This window comes from Nonomuraea sp. NPDC050153 (assembly GCF_044460125.1).
In the GTDB taxonomy this organism is placed as follows: Bacteria; Actinomycetota; Actinomycetes; order Streptosporangiales; family Streptosporangiaceae; genus Nonomuraea.
Window position 1 is genome coordinate 713,073 of record NZ_JBITJQ010000003.1, and the last position, 24,443, is coordinate 737,515.

Sequence of the window (24,443 nt, forward strand, 5' to 3'; positions counted from 1 at the left end):
GCGCACTCTTGACCGGCTCCGTGGTCAAAGGCGCGCCCCTCCCCGCACCACTCGGTCCGCCGACCCGCCGGCGAACCGCCGCACGGCACCCACCCCCGGCCCCCTTTGGCGCCCCGGAATCGCGCCGGGACGGCCGGGGAAGCAGGGTGCTCCCGGTCGGTGGGGTCAGAAGAGGTCTGGGAGGTCGGGGAGGAGGAAGCGGCGGTCGGGGTCGTAGCCGAAGGCGAGGTCTTCGGTGCGGTGGAAGCCGCCGTTCGGGAGGTTCTCCACCAGGAGGTAGAGAAGCGACGACATGGTGGTCCCGCAGACGATCTCGCCGTTCTCGATGAGCTTGCGAATGCCCGAGGCGTGCACCCACTCCACCCGCTCCGCCTCGCAAGGGTCCGAGGGCGGGCCGATGTGGGTGGCCGAGTCGGCGTGGTAGACGTGGTGCAGGCTGTCGGTGAAGCCGTTGGTCGGCTGGATCGACAGCAGCGGGCGCAGCGGGCCGGGACGCCAGCCGGTCTCCTCCTCGACCTCGCGCGCCGCCGCCACCCGGGGCATCTCGCCCTCGTCCACCTGGCCCAGCGGGATCTCCCAGCCCCAGCTGTCGGTGATGAAGCGATGCCGCCAGATCAGCAGCACCCGGTCCTGGTCGTCGGTGACGACCGCCCCCGCGCCGGGCGCTGAGCGTACGAGCCGGTGGTCGATGCGGCGCCCGTCGGGCAGCTCCACATCCGCCACCCGGATGTCCAGCCACGGGTCCGCGTACAGCGACCTCTCTGAGTGGACCTGCCACCGCATGCGATCAACCCCCAGACCGAGGCGCAATGTTGACCCTACGTTACAAGGCGGGACGCTCCGTAGGCGAGGTTATCGATCACTTCCGCAGGTCGACGTCGAGCGCCAGGGGCGACAGGTGGATGTCGTACGTGCGGAAGGAGGTCCGCGCGATGAAGTCCTCGAACTCGGACCTGGTGTACGCCCGCCGGCGCAGGAAGGACCGCAGGGCGTACTTCGTGAAGAGCCTGGACGGGCCGCTGATCCCCATCCGGGCCACATCGTCGTCCACGGCCTGCCTGGACACGTCCCGGCGGAGGTCGACGATGAGGGCGTGGCCGCCGGGCCGCAGCACCCGGTGCATCTCGTGGAGCGCCCCGACGGGATCGGAGAAGTTCTTGAACGCGGCGCAGCAGACGACGAAGTCGAAGCTCTCGTCCCCGAACGGCATCGCGGACGCGTTTCCCCGGCGGAAGTCCACCTGGACCCCGGCTTCGGCGGCCTTCGCACGGGCGATCTCCACGAACGTCCGGCTGATGTCGAGCCCCGTGACCGTGTAGTCGCCGGTGCCGGCCAGGGCGATCGACAGGTTGCCGGGGCCGGGGGCGACCTCCAGGACCTCGCTGCCCGGCCCGGCCAGCTCGCGCACCCGTTCGACCTGCTCGGAGTACCGGTCGGGCGACCGGTCGTTGCCGGCGGCGTACCAGCGGGCGATCGCGCCCTCCATGCCGACGCCCTTGTATCCCTTGTCAGTCATGACAAACACGATATGTCGCGTCTGAGAGAAGTCAAGATATATCGCGGGAAGCCGTCGGCGAACATGAAGGCGGCGTGTCGCGCGAGAAAGTGGAGATTCGCCCCGATACGGTAGGCGGATCGCGTGGGGAGACCGGGCAAGTCGGCACGATCTGTCCCTGTGGTCTGGTGGAATCTAGTGCTGTGAGTGGTCAGACCTGGCGGTTGGTGCGACGCGGCAACAGTGGCCCTGTTGCGCCCCCTGTGCTCGATGAGCACCAGCGTGCCGTGGTCGCCCACCAGAGCGGTCCCCTGCTCGTTCTCGCAGGTCCTGGCACCGGCAAGACCACCACGATCGTCGAGAGCGTGGTCGACAGGATCGAGCGGCGCGGCCTCGACCCCGAGCGCGTGCTCATCCTCACCTTCAGCCGCAAGGCCGCCGAGGAGCTGCGCCAGCGGGTCACCGCCCGCCTGCGCCGCACCACCCGCACCCCGCTGGCCCTCACCTTCCACTCCTACGCGTACGCGCTCCTGCGCCGCGAGTCGGTGCTGGAGGGCAAGGCCCCGCCGCGCCTGCTGACCGGCCCCGAGCAGCTCCTGGAGATCCGGCGGCTGCTCCACGGCGAGCTGGAGAACGGCGCGCTCGACTGGCCGGTGTCGCTGCGCGAGCCGCTCAGGACGCGGGGCTTCGCCGAGGAGCTGCGCGACTTCCTGTCCAGGGCCAACGAGCGCGGGCTCGACGCCGAGCGGCTGATCGCCCTGGGCAGGCTGCACGGCAGGAGCGACTGGGCGGCGGCGGGCAGGTTCGCCGAGCGCTACCAGGACAGGTTCGACCTCGACCCGGAGGAGACCTACGACTACGCCGAGCTGATCGGGGCCGCCTCGGCGTTACTGGCCCGGCCGGAGGTGCGCGAGCGGGAGCGGGCGGCGCACGACGTGGTGTTCGTGGACGAATACCAGGACACCGACCCGGCGCAGGAGTTCCTGCTGGCCCAGCTCGCGGGCGACGGCGCCGACCTGGTCGCGGTCGGCGACCCCGACCAGTCGATCTACGGCTTCAGGGGCGCCGACGTGCAGGGCATCATGAAGTTCCCCGAGCGGTTCAAGACCCTCGACGGCCGCGACGCGCCGGTGCTGGCGCTGCGGGTGTGCCGCAGGAGCGGGGCCGACCTGCTGGAGGCCTCCCGCCGGGTGGCGGCCCGGCTGCCGGTGGCGCCCATGCCCGACCACGCGTACGGGCACGAGCACGACCACCGCGACCTGGCGCCGCTCCCGGACGCCGACCCCGGTGACGCGCGGGTGCTGCTGGCCGACAGCACCAGCCAGGAGGCGGCGATCGTGGCCGACACGCTGCGGCGCGCGCACCTGATCGACGGGGTGCCGTGGCGCCGGATGGCGGTGCTGGTCCGTTCGGCCAAGCGCCAGGTGCCGCTGCTGCGCCGGGCGCTGGTCAACGCGGGCGTGCCGACGATGATCGCGGGCGACGAGGTGCCGATCGCGCAGGAGCCCGGCGTGCGGCCGCTGCTCACCATGCTCCGCGTGGCCATGGACCCCGCCCAGCTCGACGAGGGCGTGGCCGAGGAGCTGCTGACGGGCCCGCTCGGCGGCACGGACATGATCGGCGTGCGCCGCCTCCGCCGCGCCCTCAAGATCGCCGAGAACGAGGCCGAGGGCACGCGCTCGTCCGGCGAGCTGCTGGTCGCGGCCGTGCAGGACGTCAGGGAGCTCATCCGCGTCGAAGACCACGTCGCCGTGCCCGCCGAGCGCGTGGCCAAGCTCCTGGCCGCCGCCCGCGAGGCCGCGCGGCAGGAGGGGACGGCCGAAGACCTCCTGTGGGCCGTCTGGGACGCCAGCGGCCTGGCCACGCGCTGGACCGAGCAGAGCCTGCAGGGCGGCCCCAGGGCCGCGCAGGCCGACCGTGACCTCGACGCCGTGGTGGCGCTGTTCGACCACGCGGCCCGGTTCGTGGACCGGATGCCCAAGGCGGGCCCCGAGGTGTTCATCGACGACCTGGCCGCCCAGGAGATCCCCGGTGACACGCTGGCCGACCGGGCCCCCGACGGCGACGCCGTACGCGTGCTGACCGCCCACCGCTCCAAGGGCCTCGAATGGGACGTCGTGGTCGTCGCGGGCGTCCAGGAGGGCGTCTGGCCCGACCTGCGCCTGCGCGGGTCGCTGCTGGGCGTGGAAGACCTCGTCGAGGTGGTCGAGGGCACCAAGCCCAACGCCGCCTCGCTGGTCTCCAAGCTGCTGGCCGAGGAGCGCAGGCTGTTCTACGTGGCCGCCACCAGGGCCAGGCGCAGGCTGGTGGTGACCGCGGTGGGCGGCGAGGACACCGACGAGCGCCCGTCCAGGTTCCTGTCGGAGCTGATGCCGGGAGCGGTGGAGTCGGCCACGGTGGACGACCGGGCCCGGTGGCTGAACATGTCCGCGCTGGTGGCCGACCTCCGCAGCGCGGTGACCGACCCCACCAGGCCCAGGAAGATGCGGCAGAGAGCGGCCAGGCAGCTCGCCCGCCTGGCCGCCGCGGGCGTCCAGGGGGCCCATCCCAACGACTGGTACGCCCTCACGCCCATCTCCGACGACCGCCCGCTGAGCTGGCCCGACGACGTCGTCAGCATCTCGCCCTCGGCGGTCGAGAGCTTCACCAAGTGCGGCCTGCGCTGGCTGCTGGAGACGGCCGTCGGCGCCGCGGGCACCAGCACCGCCCAGGGCCTGGGCAACATCATCCACGCCCTGGCCGTCCTGGCGGCCACCGACCTGCCCAGCGAGGACCTCCTGGGCGAGCGCCTCAACCAGGTCTGGAGCGACCTCGACTTCGGCGGCGTCTGGTACAACCGCAAGCAGCGCCAGGTCGCCGAGCAGATGATCGGCAAGTTCCTGCGCTGGCACAAGGAAAACCCACGCGAGCTGGTGGCCCTGGAGGAGGCGTTCACGGCGATGGTCACCGAGGGCGTCCAGATCAAGGGCCGCGTCGACCGGGTCGAGCGCGACTCCGACAACCGCGCCGTGATCATCGACCTCAAGACCGGCGGCTCCAAGCCCAAGGCCGGCGACCTCGACCGCCACCCCCAGCTCGGCGTCTACCAGCTCGCCGCGCTGCTCGGGGCCTTCGCGCGCCACGGCATGACCGAGCCGGGCGGCGCCGCGCTGGTCCAGGTCGGCAAGGCGGCGGGCAAGAACGACGCGCTGGAGCAGGCGCAGCCCCCGCTGGCCGACGACAAGGACCCGGGCTGGGCCGCGGACCTGGTCGACACGGTGGCGACCGGCATGTCGGGCCCGTTCTTCCAGGCCAAGGTCAACGACGGCTGCCGCACGTGCGCGGCCAGGGCGAGCTGCCCGGTCAACGACAACGGGGGCCAGGTGTGCTGACCCCCGCCGAACTCGCCGGCAAGCTCGGCATCCTGCCCCCCACCCGCGAGCAGGCCACGGTCATCGAGTCCCCGCTGGAGCCCATGGTCGTCATGGCCGGCGCGGGCTCCGGCAAGAGCGAGACCATGGCCGGGCGCGTGGTCTGGCTGGTCGCCAACGGCCTGGTCAAACCGGAAAACGTGCTGGGCCTGACCTTCACCCGCAAGGCCGCCGCCGAGCTGGCCACCCGGGTCAGGGAGCGGCTGAACGGCCTGGCCGAGGCGGGCCTGGTGGAGCCGGGCGCGCTCGACAACGAGCCGACCGTGTCCACCTACCACGCCTACGCCGCCCGCCTGGTCACCGACCACGCCCTGCGCGAAGGGCTGGAGCCCACCATGCGCCTGGTCACGCCGGCCGTGTCGTGGCAGCTCGCGTCGCGGGTGGTGGCGATGTACGACGGGCCGATGGACCGGATCGAGCTGGGTCCGCCGTCGGTCACCGCCGCGGTGCTGGAGCTGGCCGGCGAGCTGTCGGAGCACCTGCGATCGGCCGGCGACGTGCGGCGGGTGGGGGAGTGGCTGCGGGGCAGGCTCGACCTGCTGCCCGGCAGGACGACCGTGGCCCAGCGCAAGCCGCTCGGCGTCCAGGCCGCCAGGGAGCAGCTGCTGCCGATGGTGGAGGCGTACGAACGGCTCAAGCGCGGCCGCGAGGTCATCGACTACGGCGACCAGATGTCGCTGGCCGCCAGGATCGCCGCCAACCACAAGGAGGTCGGCGAGATCGAGCGCGGCCGCTACTCCGTGGTCCTGCTCGACGAATACCAGGACACCAGCCACGCCCAGCTCGTCCTGCTGCGCTCGCTCTACGGCGGCGGCCACCCGGTCACCGCCGTGGGCGACCCCTGCCAGTCCATCTACGGCTGGCGCGGCGCCTCCGCGGGCAACCTCCGCCGCTTCCCCCAGGACTTCCGCACCAGCACCGGCGACCCCGCCGAGATCCGCCAGCTCAGCGTCAGCTTCCGCAACGGAGACCGGGTGCTCGACGTCGCCGCCCGCGTCCAGCTCCAGCTCCGCATGGAGGCCCGCGAGGTGCCGGTCCTGGTCCCGGGCCCCAACCGGGTCGACCGCGGCCGGGTCACCTGCGCCTTCCACGAGACGGCCGAGGACGAGGCGAAGTGGGTCGCCGACGGCATCGCCAGGATCCTCGGCACGGAGACGGCGCCCGACGGCCTGCCCTGGGGCGAGAAGGAGCGCAAGAAGACGCTCGCCGTGCAGCCCCAGGACGTCGCGATCCTGGCGCGCAAGCGCTCGCAGTTCCCCGCGCTGCGCAGGGCGCTGGAGGAGCGCGACATCCCGGTCGAGGTGGTCGGCCTCGGTGGCCTGCTGACCGTGCCCGAGGTGACCGACATCGTGGCCACCCTGCGCGTCCTGTACGACGCGACGGCCGGCGACGCGCTGGCCAGGCTGCTGGCCGGGCCCCGCTGGCGGATCGGGCCCGCCGACCTGCGGGTGCTGGGGGAGCACGCCAGGCAGCTGGCCCGCGAGCTGAGCGAGAGCGGCCGGGAGGAGGACCCGCTCGACCAGGTGGTGGCCGACCTCGCCGAGGAGCGCGGCAGCCTGGTCGACGCGCTGGACGAGCTGCCCGACAGGGAGGAGTGGCTGGAGGCGTTCTCGCCGCTGGCCCGCACCAGGCTCGTCGCGCTGGCCCACGAGCTGCGCCGGCTCAGGGCGCACACCGCGCAGCCGCTGCCCGACCTGATCAGCGAGGTCGAGCGCACGATCGGCCTCGACATCGAGGTGGCCGCGCGCAGCGGCACGGCGAGCACGTTCGCGGCGCGGGCCGACCTCGACGCGTTCCTCGACGCCGCGTCCAGGTTCGCGGGCGACGCGGAGGACCCGACGCTGGGCGCGTTCCTGGCCTATCTTCAGGCGGCGGAGAGCGAGGAGTTCGGGCTGGAGGCGGGCCGGGTCGGCGACAGCAACAGCGTCAAGCTCATGACCGTCCACGCCTCCAAGGGGCTGGAGTGGCCGATCGTGGTCGTGCCCGGCCTGTCGCAGCTCGTCAGCTCGAAGGGGACGATCGCGACGGGCAGCATCTTCCCCGCCACCCCGGTCATGAACAGCCGCTGGACCGAAAACCCGCGCAAGCTCCCCTACCCGCTGCGCGGCGACGCCGCCGACCTGCCCAGGCTGAGCGGGCTGAGCAAGGAGGAGCTGGGCGCGTTCGACGAGCACTGCCGCGAGCGCGACCTGATGGAGGAGCGCAGGCTGGCGTACGTGGCCGTGACCCGCGCCCACTACCACCTGATCGCCTCCGGCTACCGCTGGGGCAGTGCCACCAAGCCCCTGGAGCCGTCCGACTTCCTGCTGGAGATCCGCGACACCGCCGACCGCGTCTCGTTCTGGGCCGGCGACCTGGCCGACGGCGCGACCAACCCGCTGCTGGCCGAGCCCGCCGAGGCCATCTGGCCGGTCACGCCCGAGGGCCTGCGCTACGAGTCGGTGCTCGACGGCGCCCGCCTGGTCGAGGACGCCCTGGCCGGGGCGCTCGCCGACGAGGAGGACGAGCCGCTGCGCGCGTTCGAGGAGGAGCGGCTGCGGGCCTGGGAGCGCGACACCGAGCTGCTGCTGCGCGAGCGGGAGCTGCACCGGCGCAGGCCCGCCACGATCGTCGAGCTGCCGACCAAGCTGACCGTGTCGTCGCTGGTCACGCTGGCCGGAGACGCGCGCGAGCTGGCCCGCAGGATCCGCCGCCCCGTCCCGGTCAAGCCGGCGCCGCTGGCGCGCCGGGGCACGTCGTTCCACAAGTGGCTGGAGACGCGGTGGGACCAGCAGCGGCTGATCGACGACCTGGAGCTGTACGACGAGGAGCTGGAAGAGGCGGACGTGCGCCTGGCGGAGCTGCAGGAGCGGTTCGAGCAGAGCGAGTGGGCCGATCGGCGGCCGGTCGATCTGGAGGTGCCGTTCGAGACCATGATCGCCGACCGGCTCGTGCGCGGGCGGATGGACGCGGTCTTCGAGCTGCCCGACGGCGGCTACGAGGTCGTCGACTGGAAGACCGGCCTGCCGCCCAGGGGGAAGAAGGCCGCCAGGGTGGCGTCGGTGCAGCTCGCCGCGTACCGGCTGGCCTGGTCGCACCTGGCGGGGGTGCCGCTGGAGAAGGTGCGGGCGGCCTTCCACTACGTACGCGCCAACCGCACCGTCCGCCCGGTCGACCTGCTCGACGCCGACGGCCTGGTCGCGCTCGTCGAGGGCGTCAGGCTCGTAGATAGTGAAACGACGGCTTCGGGTGCATGAGGAAGTCGTGGTGCGAGATGTTCCAGGCGTAGGCCCCGGCCATCTCGAAGACGACGGTGTCCCCGACGCGCGCCGAGGTCACGATTTTTCGGGAGAAGACGTCTTTCGGGGTGCACAGCTGGCCGACGAAGGTGATCGGCTCGTCCGCCAAGCCCGGCCCCTCGCCCGTGGGCAGGATCGTGAACGGCTGGTCGTGGCCCTTGGTCGCCGGGGTCCGCAGGTGGTGGGTGCCGCCCAGCAGGATCGCGTACGCCTCGCCGCGCACCCGCTTCACGTCCACGACCCTGGTCACGTAGTAGCCGCAGTACGCCGTCAGCGCCCTGCCGGGCTCGATCCGCAGGAGTCTCCCGCCCCGGAGGGCCGCGAGGCCCGCCCCGTACGCCGCCCAGTCGAACCTGGACTCCGGCGCCGCGTACGACACCGCCATGCCGCCGCCCAGGTTGACCTCCTCGTGCTCGTTGTCCAGCAGGGCCTTGGCGAGGGCCAGCAGCTGAGGGGCGTCCAGGCCGCTGGCCAGGTGGGTGTGCAGGCCGCGCAGCCGTACGCGGTCGGTGAACAGCGGCAGGCACTCCTCCACGCCCCCCTCGTCCATGCCGAACGGCCCGCTCATCGTGAGCGCGGCGCCCTCGACCGGCAGGTCGGGGTTGAGCCTGAGCAGCACGTCGGCCTCCAGCCCGGTGGCGAGGAGGCGGCGCAGCTCGTTCGGGGACTCGACGTGGATGCGGTGGTGCGGCAGGCGCAGCTCGGCGTCGGTCTTGCCGGGCCCGCCGAGCGCGATCGGCCTGCCCGGGAACAGGGTCGTGACGTGCGCGTGCTCGCCCGCCGACGACGCCTCGAACCCGTCCACGTGCCCGGCCAGCACGCGCAGCAGCTCGGCGTCCGGGTTGGCCTTGACGGCGTAGTACAGCTCGACCCCGCCGAGCGCCCGCCGTACGGCGGCGGCGTGCTCGTCCAGCGCGGGCAGGTCGTACAGGTAGGCGGGTGTCTCGCCGATGCGCGGCGCGGCGTCCTGGACGCGGTCGGCGATCATGCGAGCGGGTTCGCGATCGGGACGTAACCGGCGGTCCGGTCGGCCGCCCGCGCCCAGCGGACGCCCAGGTTCGCCTTGGCGGGCAGCGGCGCGCCGGCCAGCAGGTCCGACAGCGGCAGCGGCCGGCCGAGGTCGCCCGCCTGGCCGGCGAGCAGGTCGCGGGCGATCCGCCACAGCTCGCGCAGCAGCCCGTCGTCCGCTCCCGCGACCGTGGCCGCGATCTCGGTCAGGTGGTTGACCAGCAGGCAGTACACAACGCGGGCCCAGCCGCGCTCGGCGTCGTAGGTCAGGGCCGCGGCCACCTCGGGGTCCAGGCCGTCGAGGTCGTGGCGGCCGGCGACGAGCTTGGCGCCCTCCAGGTCACGGAAGACGGCCTCCGCGGGGAGGCCGTCCGCGTCCAGGCCGACCAGGACGTTCTGCAGGTGGGGCTCCAGAACGACGCCGTAGGCGAAGTACAGCTCCATGACGGGCAGCGCCACCGCCGCCACGTACGCCCGCCACCAGGCGATCGGATCCGTGACCGGCGCGTCGAGGGCGAGCGCGGCGGCCAGCACCGGGGTCACGCCAGGGGAGCAGGTGGTCCAGGGGCTCTGCCTGACGATCACGCCCAGGCCCTCGTGGAGGCGGGTGCCGAGGGCCGCCGAGCGGTAGCCGGGCTCGGGGAGCCAGCGGGTGGCCGGGTGCCTGTTGGCGACCTCCTTGAAGATCGGGCCCAGGCGGGAGGTGAGCTCCACGGCGCCGGCCAGCTCGTACCAGGCGTTCTTGCGCACGCAGTTCGTGATCCGCACGTCCAGGGAGAACTTCAGGCACGCCTCCGCCCCGGGCGCGTACACGGTCCGCACGGACGAGGTCGGCAGCACCGCCGGGCCCGGCCCCAGGTCGATCAGCTCGGCCCCGAACGCGGGCCGCAACAGCTCCAGCTGCCACGGGTGCGCGGGAAGCAGCCGGTAGCCGCACGGCGCCTCGCCCATCGAGTCGAGCACCGACGCGTCGCCGCCCTCGGCGAGCACGTCCTCGCGCACGCCGAGCAGCCGGACCGGGAACCGGGCGTGCGCCTCGGGCGCGTAGCGCAGCCAGCCGTCCCCGCCGCGCGCCTTGGGGCTGGGGTGGAAGGGATGGCCGTACACCAGCGACTGCTCCGAGGCCAGCCACGGATCGGCGGGCGGGACGGCGTCCTCCCGGGCGCGCAGGATCGCGGCCACGGCCTCGCGGCTGGCCGCCACCTGCTCGGCGAACTCGCCGTTCTCCCCCTGGAGGTCGGACTCGGCCAGCCGAACCAGCTCGTCGGTCGTCAGGGGCTGCCAGGCGCCCTCCTCCAGGCGCTCAGGCCGGCCGTCGAAGCGCAGCGCCGCGCCGCCGTGCGTGCGGACCCGCAGCAGCGTGCCCGCCACCCGCAGCAGCAGGTACGGCGGCGCGGGCCAGACCAGGCCGCGTGGCCCGGCCACCTCCCGCACGCAGCAGCGCAGCAGGGCCGCCAGCGTCGCCTCCTCGGCCGGGGCGGAAGGCGCGTCGATGGCCGGAGCGTGCATTCATGGTCTCCTCAGGTAGTTGGGCCCGCTGGTGCCGTAGAACTTGTTGACGTCGCGGGCGCCGGAACGTTCTTTGGCCACGAGCGTCCCAGCGGTGATCATGGACTTGCCGGTGAGCCTGGCCGCGTCCAGGGTTCTGGCGCGCAGGATCCTGGCCATGGGGTCCTCGCCGTACTCGTCGAGGGCGTCGGCCAGCGTGCCGCGCAGCAGGGCCGCCGCCTCGGCGTGCGGCATCGTCCCGAACGCCACGGCGGCGGCGGCCAGATGCAGCGTGATGGTCACGAACACGTCGGCCAGCGCGTGCGGATCGTCGTTCAGCATCCGCTCATCGGCGAACTCCGGCACCCGGATCCCGGCCGCCCGCAGCCGCGCGGGCGAGGCCAGCAGCCCGTCGTTGTCCTTGACGAGCAGCCGCGTCCGGTCCCCTTCGAAGACCAGGGCGAGGTTCTGCTGGTGGGCTTCGAGCGCGACGCCGTACCGCACGAAGAGCCGCACGTTCCAGCGCAGCAGCAGCCGCAGGTAGGCGGGGACGACGTCGCCGACTTCGTCCAGCACCCCGGGCGCGGCCAGCGCGGCCACCGGCACGATCTTCCCCGGGGGCAGCCGCCGGACCATCCAGGCCAGATACTCGTGCCCGGCGTGCGCGTGGACCTGCTCGTCGGCCAGCGCCACCTCCGGGCCGGCCAGCTCGCGGAGCAGCAGCTCGGCCTTCGCGCCGTCGCTCAGGGTGCCCGGTTTGATCGACCGCCTGTTCCGGACGCCCAGGGTGCTGATGGGGAGGGGAAGCTTGAGGTGGGTGCGCGGGTCGATCTCGACGGTCCGCATGGACAGCGTGGGCCGCACGGTCAACCGCGCCTCGTCGAGCACCCGTACCCCGTCGATCTTCCGCACCTCCCCGACCGTCAGCGGGTGCACGGGGAACAGCACCTCGTCCGGACCCGGCTCCCACGGGCCCGCGTCGGCGGGGAAGCGCGCGGCGGAGCCCGGCGCGAGCGAGCGGCGGGGCACCGCCGCCCACCGCAGCTCGAACGAGGGCGCGAACTCCGGCGCGTAGGCCAGCAGATCCTGCTCCGACAGCCCCACCCGGGCCCGGGAGGTCGGATAGACGGGATGATCCACGAAGGCGGCCAGCGCCTCATAGGAGGGATCGCGCCCGAGCACCTCGCCGGCCCGCGAGTCGTGCAGCTCCAGAGCGGCCAGGGCCGCCAGGCACTCTTCGAAGAAGGCCGCGACCCCCTCCGCGTCCGCCGGGTCCGCGACCTCCACCAGTGTCTCCAGCACCTGCTCCAGCCCGAGCCGCTCCTCCGGGGCGACCACGAAGTCCTGGAACAGCGCACCGGGCGCCAGCCACACCCACCGGCCGTCGGCCAGCAGCAGCCCCACGCCGTCCTTCGTCCGGCTGATCCGGGAGGACAGCCCACCGTAGTCCTCGCGCAGCAGCGCGTTCAGGACCCGGGCGGCCAGGTAGGCCTCCCGATCGCTCATTCGACCACCCACGGCCGCGCGGCGCGGTAGGCCTCGACGGCCGCGTCCACGGCCTCCCGCGAGGGCCCGACGGCGCGTACGACGCCCAGGTAGTCGCGGTTCGTGTGCGTGAGCGACACGACGTCCCCGACGGCGCGCAGCGGCCGGTGCCACAGCCGGACGTCCCCTTCGACGAGGGCCTCGGCCCCGGGCGCGTCCTTGATGGTCCCCGACCGGTCGGCGACCAGGCTGACCGCACTCCCGTACGAGGAAATTTCCGGAATGTCGGGCACAGGCTCCCCGAGATGCGCCCGCAGGATCCACTCGAACAGCGGCACTCCGAGCACGTCGCCGAGCAGGAAGTCGCAATGGTCGCCGATCACCCGATAGTTCACCTCGACGATCCGGGGCCCTCGCGGGGTGACCACGTACTCGGTGTGGCAGGCCCCGAACCCGACCCCCAGCGCCCGTAGCGCCTCTAGCACGTGCTCGTGCGACCCGTCCCGCGGAGCCCAGTCGAGCCGTTCCTCGATGAAGTACGGCAGCGCCCCCAGCGTCGTCTCGAACCCGCCGAGCACCCGCGTCCCGGACGCGTCCCCCAGCGTCTCCAGCGTCCGCAGCGGCCCTTCGAGATACTCCTCGGCGACCAGCGTCTCGCCCGGCCGCCGCTTCCTGACCTGGGCCACGGCGGCGGCCAGGTCGCGTTCGACGAGCATGACGTCCTCGCTGGCCACACCCTCGCGCGGTTTCAGCACGACCGGGTAGGGCAGGCGCTCGGGCACCGGGTCGCCGGGGGCGAGCCGGATCGACCACACCCGCTCGACCCCGGCATCGAGGAGCCTGCGACGCATCAGAAACTTGTTCTTGGCGGCCAGGCAGGCGCGCCAGTCCTTCCCCGGCAGGCCGAAGTAGGCCGCCGCGAGCGCGGTCTCCGCCTGCAGGTGGTCGGAGTTGGTGAAGATCGCGTCCGGCCTGCCGAGGCTCTCGACGGCGTCGATGAGGGCGCGCGGGTCGCGTACGTCGCACGCCACCGCGTACGGATGCCGTTCCGGCCGATCCGTCAGGACCGTGACCTCCAGGCCCAGCGCCTCAGCGGCGGGCAGGAAGCCGTGCGTCACGGAATCGGTTGTCTTGAGCGCGGTCAGATAGAGCCGCAACGCGAAGGCACCCCCGGGGTATCAGGTAAGGCTAACCTAACTCGTCGATCTTAGCCTTTGAGAGATCACCCCGGGGCCCGGATACCGTAATCGCCGGCTAACTGCGAGGTCATAGGATGACAGGGGATTTCGGGAGGGGGCGGCCTGTGGAGACGACCGCGGAAGAGCAACTCATCGGGCCTCTGCTTCTGGCGCGCGGCACGATCGACAGATCCTCGGCGCTGCGGGCTGACGAGCAGTGGCTGGAGCGGGCATGGTCAGATCCGTCGACGAAGGTGCTGGTGATCGACGACGGTCACACGCTGGTGCGGCGGTCGGGCGACGAGGTGCAGGCGGTGCTGTACTCGCCGGGCGACGCGCCGCAGGGCGAGCGCTACCTGCTCGGGGTCGAGGACGGCGTCGCCTACTTCGCGGTGGCCGCGCCGCTGCCCGGCGTGCCCGGGGGCGACGTCAACGGCCGGGTGACGATCCCCATGAGCCTGCGCGACACCCCGGAGGGCCAGCCGGTGGCGGCCGGGCTGCGCCAGGTGGGAGGCCTGCTCGGTGACCGCGACGCGGGCCTGCTGGTCTACGCCGTGGCGCTGGAGGCCTGGCACACGACCCACGAATACTGCCCGCGCTGCGGCTCCCGCACCGACGTCCAGTCCGGGGGGCACATCAGGGTCTGCCCGCAGGACGGCAGCCAGCACTTCCCCCGGGTCGACCCCGCGGTGATCATGCTGGTCCGCGACGAGAGCGACCGTTGCCTGCTCGCCCGTGGCCCGCAGTGGCCGGAGGGGCGGTTGTCGATCCTGGCGGGGTTCGTGGAGCCGGGGGAGTCGCTGGAGCACGCCGTCGCCCGTGAGGTGGCGGAGGAGGTGGGCGTCACCGTCGTCCGCCCGCGCTACCTCGGCAGCCAACCCTGGCCCTTCCCGCGCAGCCTCATGCTCGGCTTCTTCGCCGAGGCCACGTCGACCGAACTCATGCCGGACGCCGAGGAGATCGCCGAGGCCCGCTGGTTCTCGCGCGAGGAGCTGGCGCGAGCTCTGGAGACCGGCGAGCTGCGCCTGCCCCCGCCGGTGTCGATCGCCCGCCGCCTGATCGAGACCTGGTACGGCGGCGAGCTGACCGGCGACTGGTGATCAGGCGGCCCCGAGCAGGGCCTTGACCTCGCGAGCCGAGGGGTTCGTGCGCACGACGCGGCCGTCGGGGGTCTCGATCACCACGGTCGGCACCACCTGGTTGCCGTTGTTGACGCTCATGACGAACTCGGCCGCCGCCGGGTCGCGCTCGATGTCGACGTCCTTGAAGCTGATGCCCTCGCGGGTGAGCTGGGACTTGAGCCGCTTGCAGGGGCCGCACCACGTGGTGCTGTAGACCGTGAGCGCCATGTCGGGAGATCCCTCCGGAGGTCGGCAAAATAGGCGTTCCGTGCAACAACCGGACTGCGCACGTTCATTCCTGGGGCGGGAGTGTCCCGCCTCGGGTGCTCAGCCGATGCGGTCGGCGATCCAGGCCTGCACCTGCTCGGCCACCCCGGGCTCGCGGTAGAGCGGGTTGCTGTGGTTGACGCCCGGCTGGGTGATCACCGTCACGGGCACGCCCACCTGCCCCAGCATCGTCTTGAGCAGTTGGCTCTGCACCGGCGGCACGAACTCGTCCTTGGAGTGAATGGTCAGCATCGGCGCGTCCTTGCGGCTGGCGTGCCAGGCCACCTCCATGCTGGCCCAGATCCGCGAGCACTTGCCCTTGGGCGCGCAGCCTCCGGCCAGGCGGATGGCGGCCGTACGCAGCTTGCGCTTGTTGGGGTCCAGCGACTTCTCGCCGTCGGAGTAGGCGCGCAGGGGCGAGATGATCGGCGAGAGGCCCACGACGCCCTTGAGGCCGCTGATGCCGTCGCCGTACGTGCCCACGGCCGCCGCGATGTGGCCGCCGGCGGAGAAGCCCGCCACCACGTAGTTGCTCGCGTCGAACGCCCACCGCTCGGCGTGCTTGCGGGCCAGCGAGATGGCGGCCAGCGCGTCAGAGCGCTGCGCGGGCCACGCCGCGTCGCTGGAGAGGCGGTAGTTGAGGTTGAAGACCGTGTAGCCCAGCTCGGCGTACTGGCGGACGACCTCCTTCATGTACCGCTTGTCGCCACCCGACCACCAGCCGCCGTGGATCAGGAAGACGCCCGGGCGCTCCTGGCCGTCGGGGGTCCACCAGACGTCCATGGCCTGACGTGCCTGGGGGCCGTACGAGACGGTCTCGGTGGAGAACCCGCCGAGACCGTACTGGTCGATGGCGTCCGTGGGGCCGGGCGTCGGCTCCTTGTTGGCGCTGGCGGCCACGGGCGTGAGCACGACAGCAGCAAGGGCGAGCACGCCCGCGAAAACCGCAGTTCGCACGGCCTTCCTTTCCCCCATGCAGATGGTCGGACCCATTGTGAGGGAAGAGACCGGTTCTTTGCATCTGGTGGCTATGAACATACGTCGGCCCGCATGTTGCCAGAATAAAGAGGCTGTCCGCTACACCTGCGAGTATGTACGGGTGAACAACATGGATGACGTCCTGGCCGGTCTCGACCCCGAGCAGCGCGCGGTGGCCGAGGCGGTGCGCGGGCCGGTGTGTGTGCTGGCCGGCGCGGGCACCGGCAAGACCAGGGCGATCACCCATCGCATCGCGCACGCGGTCCGCAGCGGGGTGGTCGACGCGCAGAGCGTGCTCGCTGTGACGTTCACCACTCGCGCGGCGGGGGAGCTGCGCCAGCGGCTGCGCGCGCTCGGGGCGCCCGGCGTGCAGGCCCGCACGTTCCACGCGGCGGCGCTGCGGCAGCTCACCTACTTCTGGCCGAAGGTCATCGGCGGCGCGGCGCCCTCGGTGATCGAGTCCAAGCTCCCGGTGCTGGTGGAGGCCTGCCGCCAGATCCGGAAAAATCCGGATCGGTCCGAGTTGCGGGACATCGCGGCCGAGGTCGAGTGGGCCAAGGTCACCCAGATCGGCCCGGAGGACTACGTGGGGGCCGCGGCCAAATACCACCGCACGCCCCCGGTCCCGCCGGAGGAGGTGGCCCGCCTTTACGAGGCGTACGAGCAGATCAGGCGCGAACGCCACCTGGTCGACTTCGAGACCATCCTTGAGCTGACCGCGGCCGTGATGACCGAGCACCAGGAGGTCGCGGCGCAGATCCGCCAGCAATACCGCTATTTCGTCGTCGACGAGTACCAGGACGTCAACCCGCTGCAGAAGCTCCTGCTCGACACCTGGCTCGGGGGCCGCGACGACCTCTGCGTGGTCGGCGACCCCAACCAGACCATTTACTCCTTCACCGGCGCCACCCCGCGCTACCTGACGGGCTTCGCGGTGGAGCACCCCGACGCCGCCGTCATCAAGCTGGTGCGCGACTACCGCTCGACCCCGCAGGTGGTCGACCTGGCCAACCGGCTGGTCGTCAGGTCTCCGCATCGGCTCGACCTGGTGGCCCAGCGCCCCGACGGCCCCAAGCCGTCGTTCTCCGACTATGACGACGAGCCCGCCGAGGCCGCCGGGGCGGCCCGCGCGATCAGGAAGCTTCTGGACAAGGGCGTGCCCTCGCGGGAGATCGCGATCCTGTTCCGCGTCAACTCGCAGTCGGAGGCGTACGAGGAGGCCCTGTCCAAGGCCGAGATCCCGTACATGCTGCGCGGCGCCGATCGCTTCTTCGACCGCCCGGAGGTCCGCCAGGCGGTCGTCCTGCTGCGCGGCGCCGCCCGTTCCTACGCCGGAGAGCCCCTGGCCTCGGAGGTCCACCAGATCCTCGCCGGCGTCGGCCTGACCCCTTCCCCTCCGGGCGGCGGCAAGGCGAGGGAGAAGTGGGAGTCCTTGAAGGCGCTGGCCGACCTGGCCGAAGACCTGGCGGCCGAGGGCGCCGACCTGCCCGCGTACGTGGCCGAGCTGGAGCGCCGGGCCTCCGAGCAGCACGCCCCGCCCGTGGAGGGCGTCACGCTGGCCTCCCTCCACGCCGCCAAGGGCCTGGAGTGGGACGCCGTCTTCCTGGTCGGCCTGACGGACGGCATGCTCCCCATCATCTACGCCGAGACCCCGGAGCAGATCGAGGAAGAACGCCGCCTCCTCTACGTGGGCGTCACCCGCGCCCGCGAACACCTCTCCCTCTCCTGGGCCGGAGCCCGCGCCCCCGGCGCCCGCAGGACCCGCCGCCCCTCCCGCTTCCTCGACGGCCTCGCCCCCCGCACCTCCTCGTCGCCGCCCCGCGTCTCGACCCCGCCCCGGGAGCGGCGCCCGGTGGCGGCGCCGGTGAGCTGCCGGGTGTGCGCCAAGACGCTGGTCGCGGCGGCCGAGCAGAAGCTGGGCCGCTGCTCCACCTGCCCGGCGGACTACGACGAGGCCCTCCTCGAACGGCTGAAGGCCTGGCGCACCACCGTCGCCAAGGAGTCCAAGGTCCCGCCGTACGTCGTCTTCACCGACGTGACCCTCCAGGCCATCGCCGAGCGCGCGCCCGCCACGGAGCAGGAGCTGCTGTCGATAGCGGGCATCGGCAGGATCAAGGTCGACCGCTACGGCGAGGCCGTCCTGTCCCTCTGCCGCGCCGACTGACAGCCCCGCTTTCGTCCCATATAAGAGGCACGTCAGACTTGTCCCCAACACCCGAGAGCACAAGGGGGGGCGAACCCGTGAACGAGGCGCTGAAGGAGCTGCTGGACCTGCTCGACCTGGAGCAGATCGAGCTGGACATCTTCCGGGGAAGGAGTCCGGAGGAGCGCATCCAGCGGGTCTTCGGCGGCCAGGTGGCGGCCCAAGCCCTCGTGGCGGCCGGCCGTACGGTCCCGAAGGACCGGAACGTCCACTCCCTGCACGCCTACTTCATCCGGCCCGGCGACCCCGCCGTCCCGATCGTCTACAACGTCGACCGCCTCCGGGACGGCCGTTCGTTCACCACCCGCAGGATCGTCGCCATCCAGCACGGCAAGGCGATCTTCACGATGTCGGCGTCGTTCCACATCGCCGAGGAAGGCGTGACGCATCAGGCGTCCGAGATGCCGCAGGTGCCCGGCCCCGAGACGCTCCCCACGTTCCAGGACAGGATGTACGAGGCCGTCGGCGACCACCCGGAGCTGCGCGAGTGGTTCTCGCGTCCCCGCCCGGTGGACGCCCGATACGTCTCGCCGCTCACCTGGGAGGCGTTCAAGAACCCCGAGCTGCGCAGCGCCCAGACCAACGTGTGGTTCCGCTACCACGCCGACCTGCCCGACGACCCGCTCCTGCACGTCGTGCTGGCCGCGTACGCGTCCGACTTCACGCTGGTCGACACGATCCTGCTGACCCACGGCATGGCCTGGGGCGCCTCGAACGTCTCCGGCGCCTCGCTGGACCACGCCATGTGGTTCCACCGCCCCTTCAGGGCCGACGACTGGTTGCTCTATGCTCAGGAGTCCCCCTGGTCGGGGGGAGCTCGGGGACTTGCGCGTGGCGAGATGTTCACCGCGTCGGGTGAGCTCGTGGTCTCGGTCGTTCAGGAGGCCATGATCCGCCTGACGAAATAGTGCCGACACGCCGCGTGCAATAGGCCGCCAGGCGCGGTCAATGTAACAAAATCGCAGGTAGAAAATATGTTGCCCGCTCCCGGGTTCCCGGTTTAGGGTCATGGTCAAGCGAGTCGGACACTCCTGTTCCGACGGTCTCAAGAGTGGAGGTGAGTCACCGGTGATCAGCATTCAGATGTCAGCCACGCAGTGGCTCGCTTCCGCGTGCAGTGACTTGGTGAGACTCGTTGACGGTCCCACCAAGTTGCGGCAAGAGAAGTCTGTCCGTAGCCAGGCCGCCGCCCGCCGCGCGCGCTTCCACGCTGCCGCGCCAGCTGCTCCTGTCTACAACGCACGTATCGAACTGCCGGCCTACCAGCTCACCAAGGGTGGACTGTGGGGTCCGCAGCCCTGGAGGGATGCACCGGTCATAACCTGACCGGCGTATTGCAGCCCACCAGGCCGCGGATCCACAGACGGATCCGCGGCCTTACTTATTTGTCCGTGATTCCCGACCACCTACGAGGTGCCCGACCGAGATCAAAAAGATCGACAAAAGGAGAAAGCAGATGGGGGCGAAGACGATCATGGACCTGATCGACGAAGCCAAGATCCCCTGCCGTACCGACCCTGACCTGTGGTTCGCCGAGTCGCCGGAGGACGTCGAGTTCGCGAAGGCTCTCTGCGGCGGCTGCCCGATCCAGAAGGCCTGCCTGGCCCGCGCGCTCGAGCGCGAGGAGCCTTGGGGCGTCTGGGGCGGCGAGCTCATCCTCCGGGGAGCGATCGTTCCCCGTAAGCGTCCGCGCGGGCGTCCCCGCAAGCACCCGGTCGCTGCCTGACCACCGCACCAACTACCAGAAAGCGAACAAACCAATGAGCACTCAGATCACGAGGAGCCGAGCAGTGCCGGATCTCATCCATGACCTGGTGAATGACCGAATACAAACCCTCCACCGCGAGGCGGAGGAGCAGCGCCTCATCGCACGCATCACGCGCGTGCAGCGGGCGCGGCGCAAGGTCAAGCAGGCGAACGACCGCCTCCGCGAGGCCCTGAGCCGCCAGATCTGATCCGGGAGATCCTGCCGCCGGCGCAGGATCTCCCCACGGATCCCTCAGAGAGCCGGGCGCCGCCAGCGCCCGGCTCTCTCGCTTTGCGGGCGTGCCTCCAGCCCGTTGCCCGGTCCAATTCCAGCAGAATCTCCACCCAGAACCCCAGAACCCCGGCACCTCGGGCACCTCGGGCACCTCGGGCGCCTTGGGCACCTCGGGCGCCTCGGGCGTCCCGAGCGCCCTGGGCACCCCGGCGCGCCAGGACACCAGAACCTCAGAACGCCGGGACGCCGGCACCCCCGGCACCCCAGGACTTAGGACTCGTGGGGCTTGTGGGCGAGAAAGAAGGCTTGCCGGCCCGAGCGGGGCTTCTCACTCTCATCAGGCTCACGGATCAGCTGAGCATCCAGGACGAGCCCGGTCTTGCTCTGCCACCACCGTCGAGGCCGCCGCCACCGCAGATGACAACGACGGTGCCGACAACAACGCCGACAACAACGACAGCGATGATGATGCATTCAGGCCGTCCGCCGGACGCCCGGCGTCTGTGGTGGATGCGTGACAAGCTCCTCCTCCGCCGCGCCCCACAACCGGGCCGCCATCCAAGCGACCCCGACCGCCGCCACCACCAGCCCGGTCAGATACACCGGCAGCGGCACCACGTTCCGCAACGACCCGGGAACCATCCCCACCGCATAAAGCACCACGCCGACCACGGGCATGACCCCGCTCCTGATCGCCGCCAGGCTGAAGGTGAGCACTCCCGCCAACAGCACGGCCGCCGTGACCAGGAACGCTCGCCCCGTGCTCCCGGCCAGCAGTTCACTGACCGTGCCCCCGCCGAGGTAGGGGAAGACGAAGTGCAGGATGTACTCGATGGCGAACGCCCCGGCCAGCCCGGCCGAGTTGAGCACGTACCCCACCAGCCCGAGACCGCCCGCCGTACCCCGAACGAGCAGGTAGATGCCGGTGATCGCGAGGAGGCCAGTCAGCGCCCCGAACGGCGCGATGGCGTGCGTGAACGCCGTCTCAGGCAGTAGCCCGGCGCGTCGGGCCGAGTTCACCACGAGCAGGACGGCACACACGAACCCCGCCGCCGCCGTGACCCGATAGACACCCATCTCTGGAGCCCTTTCTCTCGGTGATATCAAGCGATAACGCTCGTTATGATGCGCGTTATCGCCGGATATGGTGAGAGCGTGCCGAGAGACGTAAGCACCCCGAAAGAACTCGGCGCACTGCGCCAGGACCTGCTCGACGCGGCCATGCACGTTCTCCGCGAACAGGGCGCCCTCCACCTCACCCTCCGCCGCGTCGCGGACGTCGCGGGCACCTCCACGATGGGCATCTACACCTGCTTCGGCGGCCGCGCCGGCCTCTTGGAAGCGATCTACGAGTACGGCTTCAGCATCCTTCACGACGCCATGACCACCTCGCTGAACGGTCACGCGGACCCGCTCTCCCGGATCATGGCGGTGGCGCGCGGTTACCGGAAGTTCGCGCTGGCGGATCCCGCTCTCTATGCGCTGATGTTCGAGCGCCCGCTCCCCGACTTCGACCCTTCGCCCCAGCGCCGCAACGACGCCCTCAGCCTCGCTTTCGACCTCCTCACCCAAGCCACCACGGCCGCGGCCCAGGCCGGGCTCATCCAGTCGAACGACCCCGTACGCGCCGCGTACCTGGTGTGGACCACCATCCACGGCATCGTCAGCATCGAACTGACCTGCTCACTCCGCAGCCCGCTCCCGGGCTGGTTCCTGAACTCCCGCGAAGAAGGCGAACGCGTACTCACCGACGGCGTCCACGCCCTCCTCGCCGGCCTCACCTGAACGGCCGCCGGCACCTTCGCCACCGGGCGACGCGCGCTTCTGCCCGCGAGGCCACCCGCCCGTCACCGCCAGGAGAGTGCCCTGAAGTCGCCCGCCCGCCGACCGCGATACCGACACTGCGGGAACGAGCGCTCTGCTGTCATCAGCGAGCTCGGCACTGTTGACAACTGGCAGCCGAATCCAACACTCTTTCCCTATTCGAATAGTGAAAGGGTGGCTTCGGTTGATCGAGTTCAACCTGGACCGCGGCTCGGGCGTCTCGACGTACCTGCAGCTCGTTCACCAGGTCAAACAGGCGCTCCGGCTCGGCACGCTGCGGCCCGGCGATCAGTTGCCGACTGCCCGCGAGGTGGTCGAGAGCTTGGCCATCAATCCCAACACCGTGCTCAAGGCCTACCGGGAGCTGGAGCGCGAAGGGCTGGTCGAGGGACGGCCGGGAATGGGGACGTTCGTCCGGCAGGGCATCGCGGGCGCGACGCTCGCCGAGCACACGCGGCTGCGGCGCGGCCTGGAGGCGTGGGTGCGCGAGGCCCGCGCGGCCGGGCTCGATCAGGAGGACCTGCGGACGCTGTTCACCGTGGTCCTGGCCGACGCTGCGAAGGAGGGCGTGGCATGACTCCCGCGCTGGAGGCGACCGGGCTCGGGGTCCGCTATCGGCGTACGTGGGCGTTGCGCGACTGCTCGCTGTCGGTGCCCACGGGACGCGTGGCGGCGCTCGTCGGGCCCAACGGCGCGGGCAAGACCACACTCATGCACGCGGCCGTCGGCCTGCTGCGGCCCGCGCGGGGAAGCGTCCGCGTGGCCGGCGAGGCAGCATTCGTGGCACAGGACAAGCCGCTGTACGAGAGCTTCGCCGTCGCCGAGATGCTCACCTTCGGCCGCCGCATGAACACCCGCTGGGACGACGCCGCGGCTGCCGAGCGGCTCGCCGGGCTGGGCATCCCGCTGAAGCGGAAGGTGAGCGGGCTGTCGGGCGGGCAGCAGGCGCAGGTGGCGGTCACGCTGGCGCTGGCCTGTCGGCCCGATCTGCTCGTGCTGGACGAACCGCTGGCCAACCTCGACCCTATCGCCCGCCACGACGTGATGCGCTCGATCATGGCGGAGGTGGCCGGGCGGGAGCTGACCGTGCTGCTGTCCTCGCATGTCGTCTCGGATCTGGAGGAGACGTGCGACTGGCTGGTCGTGCTGAACGGGGGTCGGCTGCAGGTCAGCGGAGACATCGAGGAGCTGCTCGACGAGCATCTCGTGCTCACCGGTCCGGACGGGGCATCGGCGGCGGGGACACAGGTGGTGAGCGCGAGTCGTACCGGCAGGCAGCTCAGCATGCTGGTCCGGGGCGCGCCCCCGCTCGATCCGCGCTGGCAGGCGCGGCGCCCTGGGCTGGAGGAGCTCGTCATGGGCTACCTGCGCAGCCCCGAGTCGGCGGCACTGCCGCACCTGTCGGGGGTGGGCGCGTGATCTGGGTGACGTGGCGCCAGCACCGGCCGCAGATCCTCGTGACGGCGGCCTTCCTGGCGCTGCTGGGGGTCCTGCTGCTGGGTTCGGCGGTGGAGGCGAGCCGGTACGTGGCCGAGCACGCCCCGCCCGGCTGCCCGGGGCCCGCCGTGGCGTGCGGAGAGGTGGCGGTGGCGCTCGGGCAGCGCTACGACGCTGTCTACTCGGTGTTCGGGTGGATGCCGCTGGTGGCGCCGGCGCTGATCGGGGCGTTCTGGGGCGCGCCGCTGCTCGGTCGCGAGTACGAGCGCGGCACCCATCGCCTGGCCTGGACCCAGTCCGTGCCCGTGTGGCGGTGGCTGGCGGTCAAGCTGTCGGTCCTGGCCGGCGCGGTCGTGGCGGGCGGGCTGCTGTTGTCGCTCATGGTGAGCCTGTGGCGTCCCGTGTTCAGGACGGGGGTCGACTCCACGTTCGGCAATATAGGCGTGTTCAACATGGTCGGGGTGGAGCCGGCGGCGTGGTGGCTGTACGCGTTCGCGCTGGGCACGCTGGCCGGCACCCTGTTCCGGCGTACGCTGCCCGCGATGGTGCTGGTCATGGCCGGGGTGGCGGTGACGATGTTCACGCTGTTCCAGCTGAGCGACTACTACGCCGAGCCGGCGCGTGCCGTGCTGTCCGGCACCGTGCTGCTGGATGATCCCGACGCCCGGTTGGTGAGCGCCGCCTGGGTGGAGCCGTCCGGGAGGGAGGTCGCCGAGCCGGCCGACAGCGGCTGCCCGCGCCGGGTGGACATGGGGCAGAGCAGCAAGAACATCGAGGTGTGGCAGGCCTGCCTGTTCGGCAAGGGCTACCGGTACGCGGTGTACTACCAGCCCCCGTCCAGGTTCTGGCGCTTCCAATGGACCGAGGCGGGAATCCTGGCGCTCGCATCGGCGGCCCTCGGCGGCCTGGCCGTGCGCCGCACCCTCCGCCGCCCCGGATAACAGGCCAGTTCTGGCAGGAGGCGGTCCAGCGCGGGTCGGCGGTTCTTAGATAATCTGCGTTATCTGGCAAGATGGCGATCATCGGCCGGGTGCGAGCTGGCCGACCGTCGTCGGCGCGAAGGGCTTCGTTTTCCCGCTGCGGTCCGTTCGCTGATCCCGGGCTCGGCACCGAGGGGCGGACGGTTTGATGCTCGCCCACCGGCGTCAGTTACCCGCAGGCATGTAGGCATGTAGGCGTGCCCTGATGCTTGTCTGCCGGCGTTAGTTTGGCCGCTCGAAGGCGTGTCCTGACGCGGACTGCCACCACCAGCTTGGTGCTGGCCGAAGACGTGCTCTGGTGCTCACCCAC

At 71.6% G+C, this 24,443-nt stretch carries 20 protein-coding genes; 11 read left to right on the plus strand and 9 right to left on the minus strand.

The annotated features are described in order from the left end of the window. Nucleotides 1-165: 165 nt before the first annotated feature. Both ACIBQ1_RS11840 and ACIBQ1_RS11845 read right to left on the minus strand, forming a co-directional pair. Nucleotides 166-783: an NUDIX hydrolase gene (locus ACIBQ1_RS11840; protein ID WP_397276677.1), complete on the minus strand. Its 618-nt coding sequence runs from the start codon at nt 781-783 to the stop codon at nt 166-168. A 76-nt stretch (nt 784-859) separates the two neighbouring features. Next, nucleotides 860-1,516, minus strand: a complete 657-nt coding sequence (locus ACIBQ1_RS11845; protein ID WP_397276679.1) for a class I SAM-dependent methyltransferase — start codon at nt 1,514-1,516, stop codon at nt 860-862. Between the two features lie 242 nt (nt 1,517-1,758). Between ACIBQ1_RS11845 and ACIBQ1_RS11850 the strand changes: the two genes are divergently transcribed. Together ACIBQ1_RS11850 and ACIBQ1_RS11855 are read left to right on the plus strand one after the other, a co-directional pair. After that, entirely contained in the window at nt 1,759-4,866 is a 3,108-nt protein-coding gene (locus ACIBQ1_RS11850) for an ATP-dependent helicase (RefSeq protein WP_397276681.1), read from the plus strand. Beyond that, nucleotides 4,860-8,141, plus strand: coding sequence for an ATP-dependent helicase (locus ACIBQ1_RS11855; RefSeq protein ID WP_397276683.1), 3,282 nt, complete (start codon nt 4,860-4,862; stop codon nt 8,139-8,141). The genes ACIBQ1_RS11850 and ACIBQ1_RS11855 overlap by 7 nt, the downstream gene beginning before the upstream one ends. Here the strand turns inward: ACIBQ1_RS11855 and ACIBQ1_RS11860 are convergent. The 4 genes from ACIBQ1_RS11860 to ACIBQ1_RS11875 are packed head-to-tail and all read right to left on the minus strand — an operon-like array spanning nt 8,101 to nt 13,321. Beyond that, the gene (locus tag ACIBQ1_RS11860) at nt 8,101-9,171 is read right to left on the minus strand and encodes a type III PLP-dependent enzyme (protein WP_397276685.1); all 1,071 of its coding nucleotides are present in this window, start codon (nt 9,169-9,171) and stop codon (nt 8,101-8,103) included. The two genes, ACIBQ1_RS11855 and ACIBQ1_RS11860, sit on opposite strands and share 41 nt — an antisense overlap. Further along, complete coding sequence (locus ACIBQ1_RS11865) at nt 9,168-10,700, minus strand: IucA/IucC family protein (RefSeq protein WP_397276687.1); 1,533 nt, start codon at nt 10,698-10,700, stop codon at nt 9,168-9,170. Before ACIBQ1_RS11865 ends, ACIBQ1_RS11860 begins: the two co-directional genes overlap by 4 nt. Then, nucleotides 10,701-12,185 carry an IucA/IucC family protein gene (locus ACIBQ1_RS11870; protein ID WP_397276689.1) on the minus strand — a complete coding sequence of 495 codons (1,485 nt, stop codon included), beginning with the start codon at nt 12,183-12,185 and terminating at the stop codon, nt 10,701-10,703. It lies immediately after the preceding gene. Further along, nucleotides 12,182-13,321 carry a siderophore biosynthesis protein gene (locus ACIBQ1_RS11875; protein ID WP_397276691.1) on the minus strand — a complete coding sequence of 380 codons (1,140 nt, stop codon included), beginning with the start codon at nt 13,319-13,321 and terminating at the stop codon, nt 12,182-12,184. Before ACIBQ1_RS11875 ends, ACIBQ1_RS11870 begins: the two co-directional genes overlap by 4 nt. Before the next feature lie 146 nt (nt 13,322-13,467). On the opposite strand from ACIBQ1_RS11875, the gene nudC reads away from it, so the two are divergent. Beyond that, the gene (gene nudC / locus ACIBQ1_RS11880; protein WP_397276693.1) at nt 13,468-14,442 is read left to right on the plus strand and encodes an NAD(+) diphosphatase; all 975 of its coding nucleotides are present in this window, start codon (nt 13,468-13,470) and stop codon (nt 14,440-14,442) included. On the opposite strand, the gene ACIBQ1_RS11885 is transcribed toward nudC, so the two are convergent. Together ACIBQ1_RS11885 and ACIBQ1_RS11890 are read right to left on the minus strand one after the other, a co-directional pair. Further along, on the minus strand, nt 14,443-14,691 hold the full coding sequence (locus ACIBQ1_RS11885; protein ID WP_355369801.1) for a mycoredoxin: 249 nt from the start codon (nt 14,689-14,691) through the stop codon (nt 14,443-14,445). A gap of 99 nt (nt 14,692-14,790) precedes the next feature. Next, on the minus strand, nt 14,791-15,687 hold the full coding sequence (locus ACIBQ1_RS11890; RefSeq protein WP_397276695.1) for an alpha/beta hydrolase: 897 nt from the start codon (nt 15,685-15,687) through the stop codon (nt 14,791-14,793). Between the two features lie 151 nt (nt 15,688-15,838). On the opposite strand from ACIBQ1_RS11890, the gene ACIBQ1_RS11895 reads away from it, so the two are divergent. The 4 genes from ACIBQ1_RS11895 to ACIBQ1_RS11910 all read left to right on the plus strand — a co-directional run bounded on the left by ACIBQ1_RS11895 (nt 15,839) and on the right by ACIBQ1_RS11910 (nt 19,866). Beyond that, entirely contained in the window at nt 15,839-17,872 is a 2,034-nt protein-coding gene (locus ACIBQ1_RS11895; protein ID WP_397276764.1) for an ATP-dependent DNA helicase UvrD2, read from the plus strand. Nucleotides 17,873-17,949: 77 nt separating this feature from the next. Beyond that, the gene (locus ACIBQ1_RS11900; RefSeq protein ID WP_397276697.1) at nt 17,950-18,819 is read left to right on the plus strand and encodes an acyl-CoA thioesterase; all 870 of its coding nucleotides are present in this window, start codon (nt 17,950-17,952) and stop codon (nt 18,817-18,819) included. 548 nt (nt 18,820-19,367) lie between these two features. Continuing rightward, nucleotides 19,368-19,637, plus strand: a complete 270-nt coding sequence (locus tag ACIBQ1_RS11905; protein ID WP_350725390.1) for a WhiB family transcriptional regulator — start codon at nt 19,368-19,370, stop codon at nt 19,635-19,637. Between the two features lie 64 nt (nt 19,638-19,701). Next, nucleotides 19,702-19,866, plus strand: coding sequence for a hypothetical protein (locus ACIBQ1_RS11910; RefSeq protein ID WP_397276699.1), 165 nt, complete (start codon nt 19,702-19,704; stop codon nt 19,864-19,866). Nucleotides 19,867-20,366: 500 nt separating this feature from the next. Here the strand turns inward: ACIBQ1_RS11910 and ACIBQ1_RS11915 are convergent, their stop codons facing one another. Beyond that, nucleotides 20,367-20,969, minus strand: coding sequence for a hypothetical protein (locus tag ACIBQ1_RS11915; protein ID WP_397276700.1), 603 nt, complete (start codon nt 20,967-20,969; stop codon nt 20,367-20,369). Between the two features lie 78 nt (nt 20,970-21,047). On the opposite strand from ACIBQ1_RS11915, the gene ACIBQ1_RS11920 reads away from it, so the two are divergent. The 4 genes from ACIBQ1_RS11920 (at nt 21,048) to ACIBQ1_RS11935 (ending at nt 24,094) form a co-directional block, all read left to right on the plus strand. Further along, nucleotides 21,048-21,677, plus strand: coding sequence for a TetR/AcrR family transcriptional regulator (locus ACIBQ1_RS11920; protein ID WP_397276702.1), 630 nt, complete (start codon nt 21,048-21,050; stop codon nt 21,675-21,677). Nucleotides 21,678-21,900: 223 nt separating this feature from the next. Further along, nucleotides 21,901-22,293, plus strand: coding sequence for a GntR family transcriptional regulator (locus tag ACIBQ1_RS11925; RefSeq protein WP_397276703.1), 393 nt, complete (start codon nt 21,901-21,903; stop codon nt 22,291-22,293). Next, nucleotides 22,290-23,135: an ABC transporter ATP-binding protein gene (locus tag ACIBQ1_RS11930; RefSeq protein WP_397276704.1), complete on the plus strand. Its 846-nt coding sequence runs from the start codon at nt 22,290-22,292 to the stop codon at nt 23,133-23,135. Before ACIBQ1_RS11925 ends, ACIBQ1_RS11930 begins: the two co-directional genes overlap by 4 nt. Continuing rightward, complete coding sequence (locus ACIBQ1_RS11935) at nt 23,132-24,094, plus strand: ABC transporter permease (RefSeq protein ID WP_397276705.1); 963 nt, start codon at nt 23,132-23,134, stop codon at nt 24,092-24,094. The genes ACIBQ1_RS11930 and ACIBQ1_RS11935 overlap by 4 nt, the downstream gene beginning before the upstream one ends. The last annotated feature ends 349 nt before the right edge of the window (nt 24,095-24,443 follow it).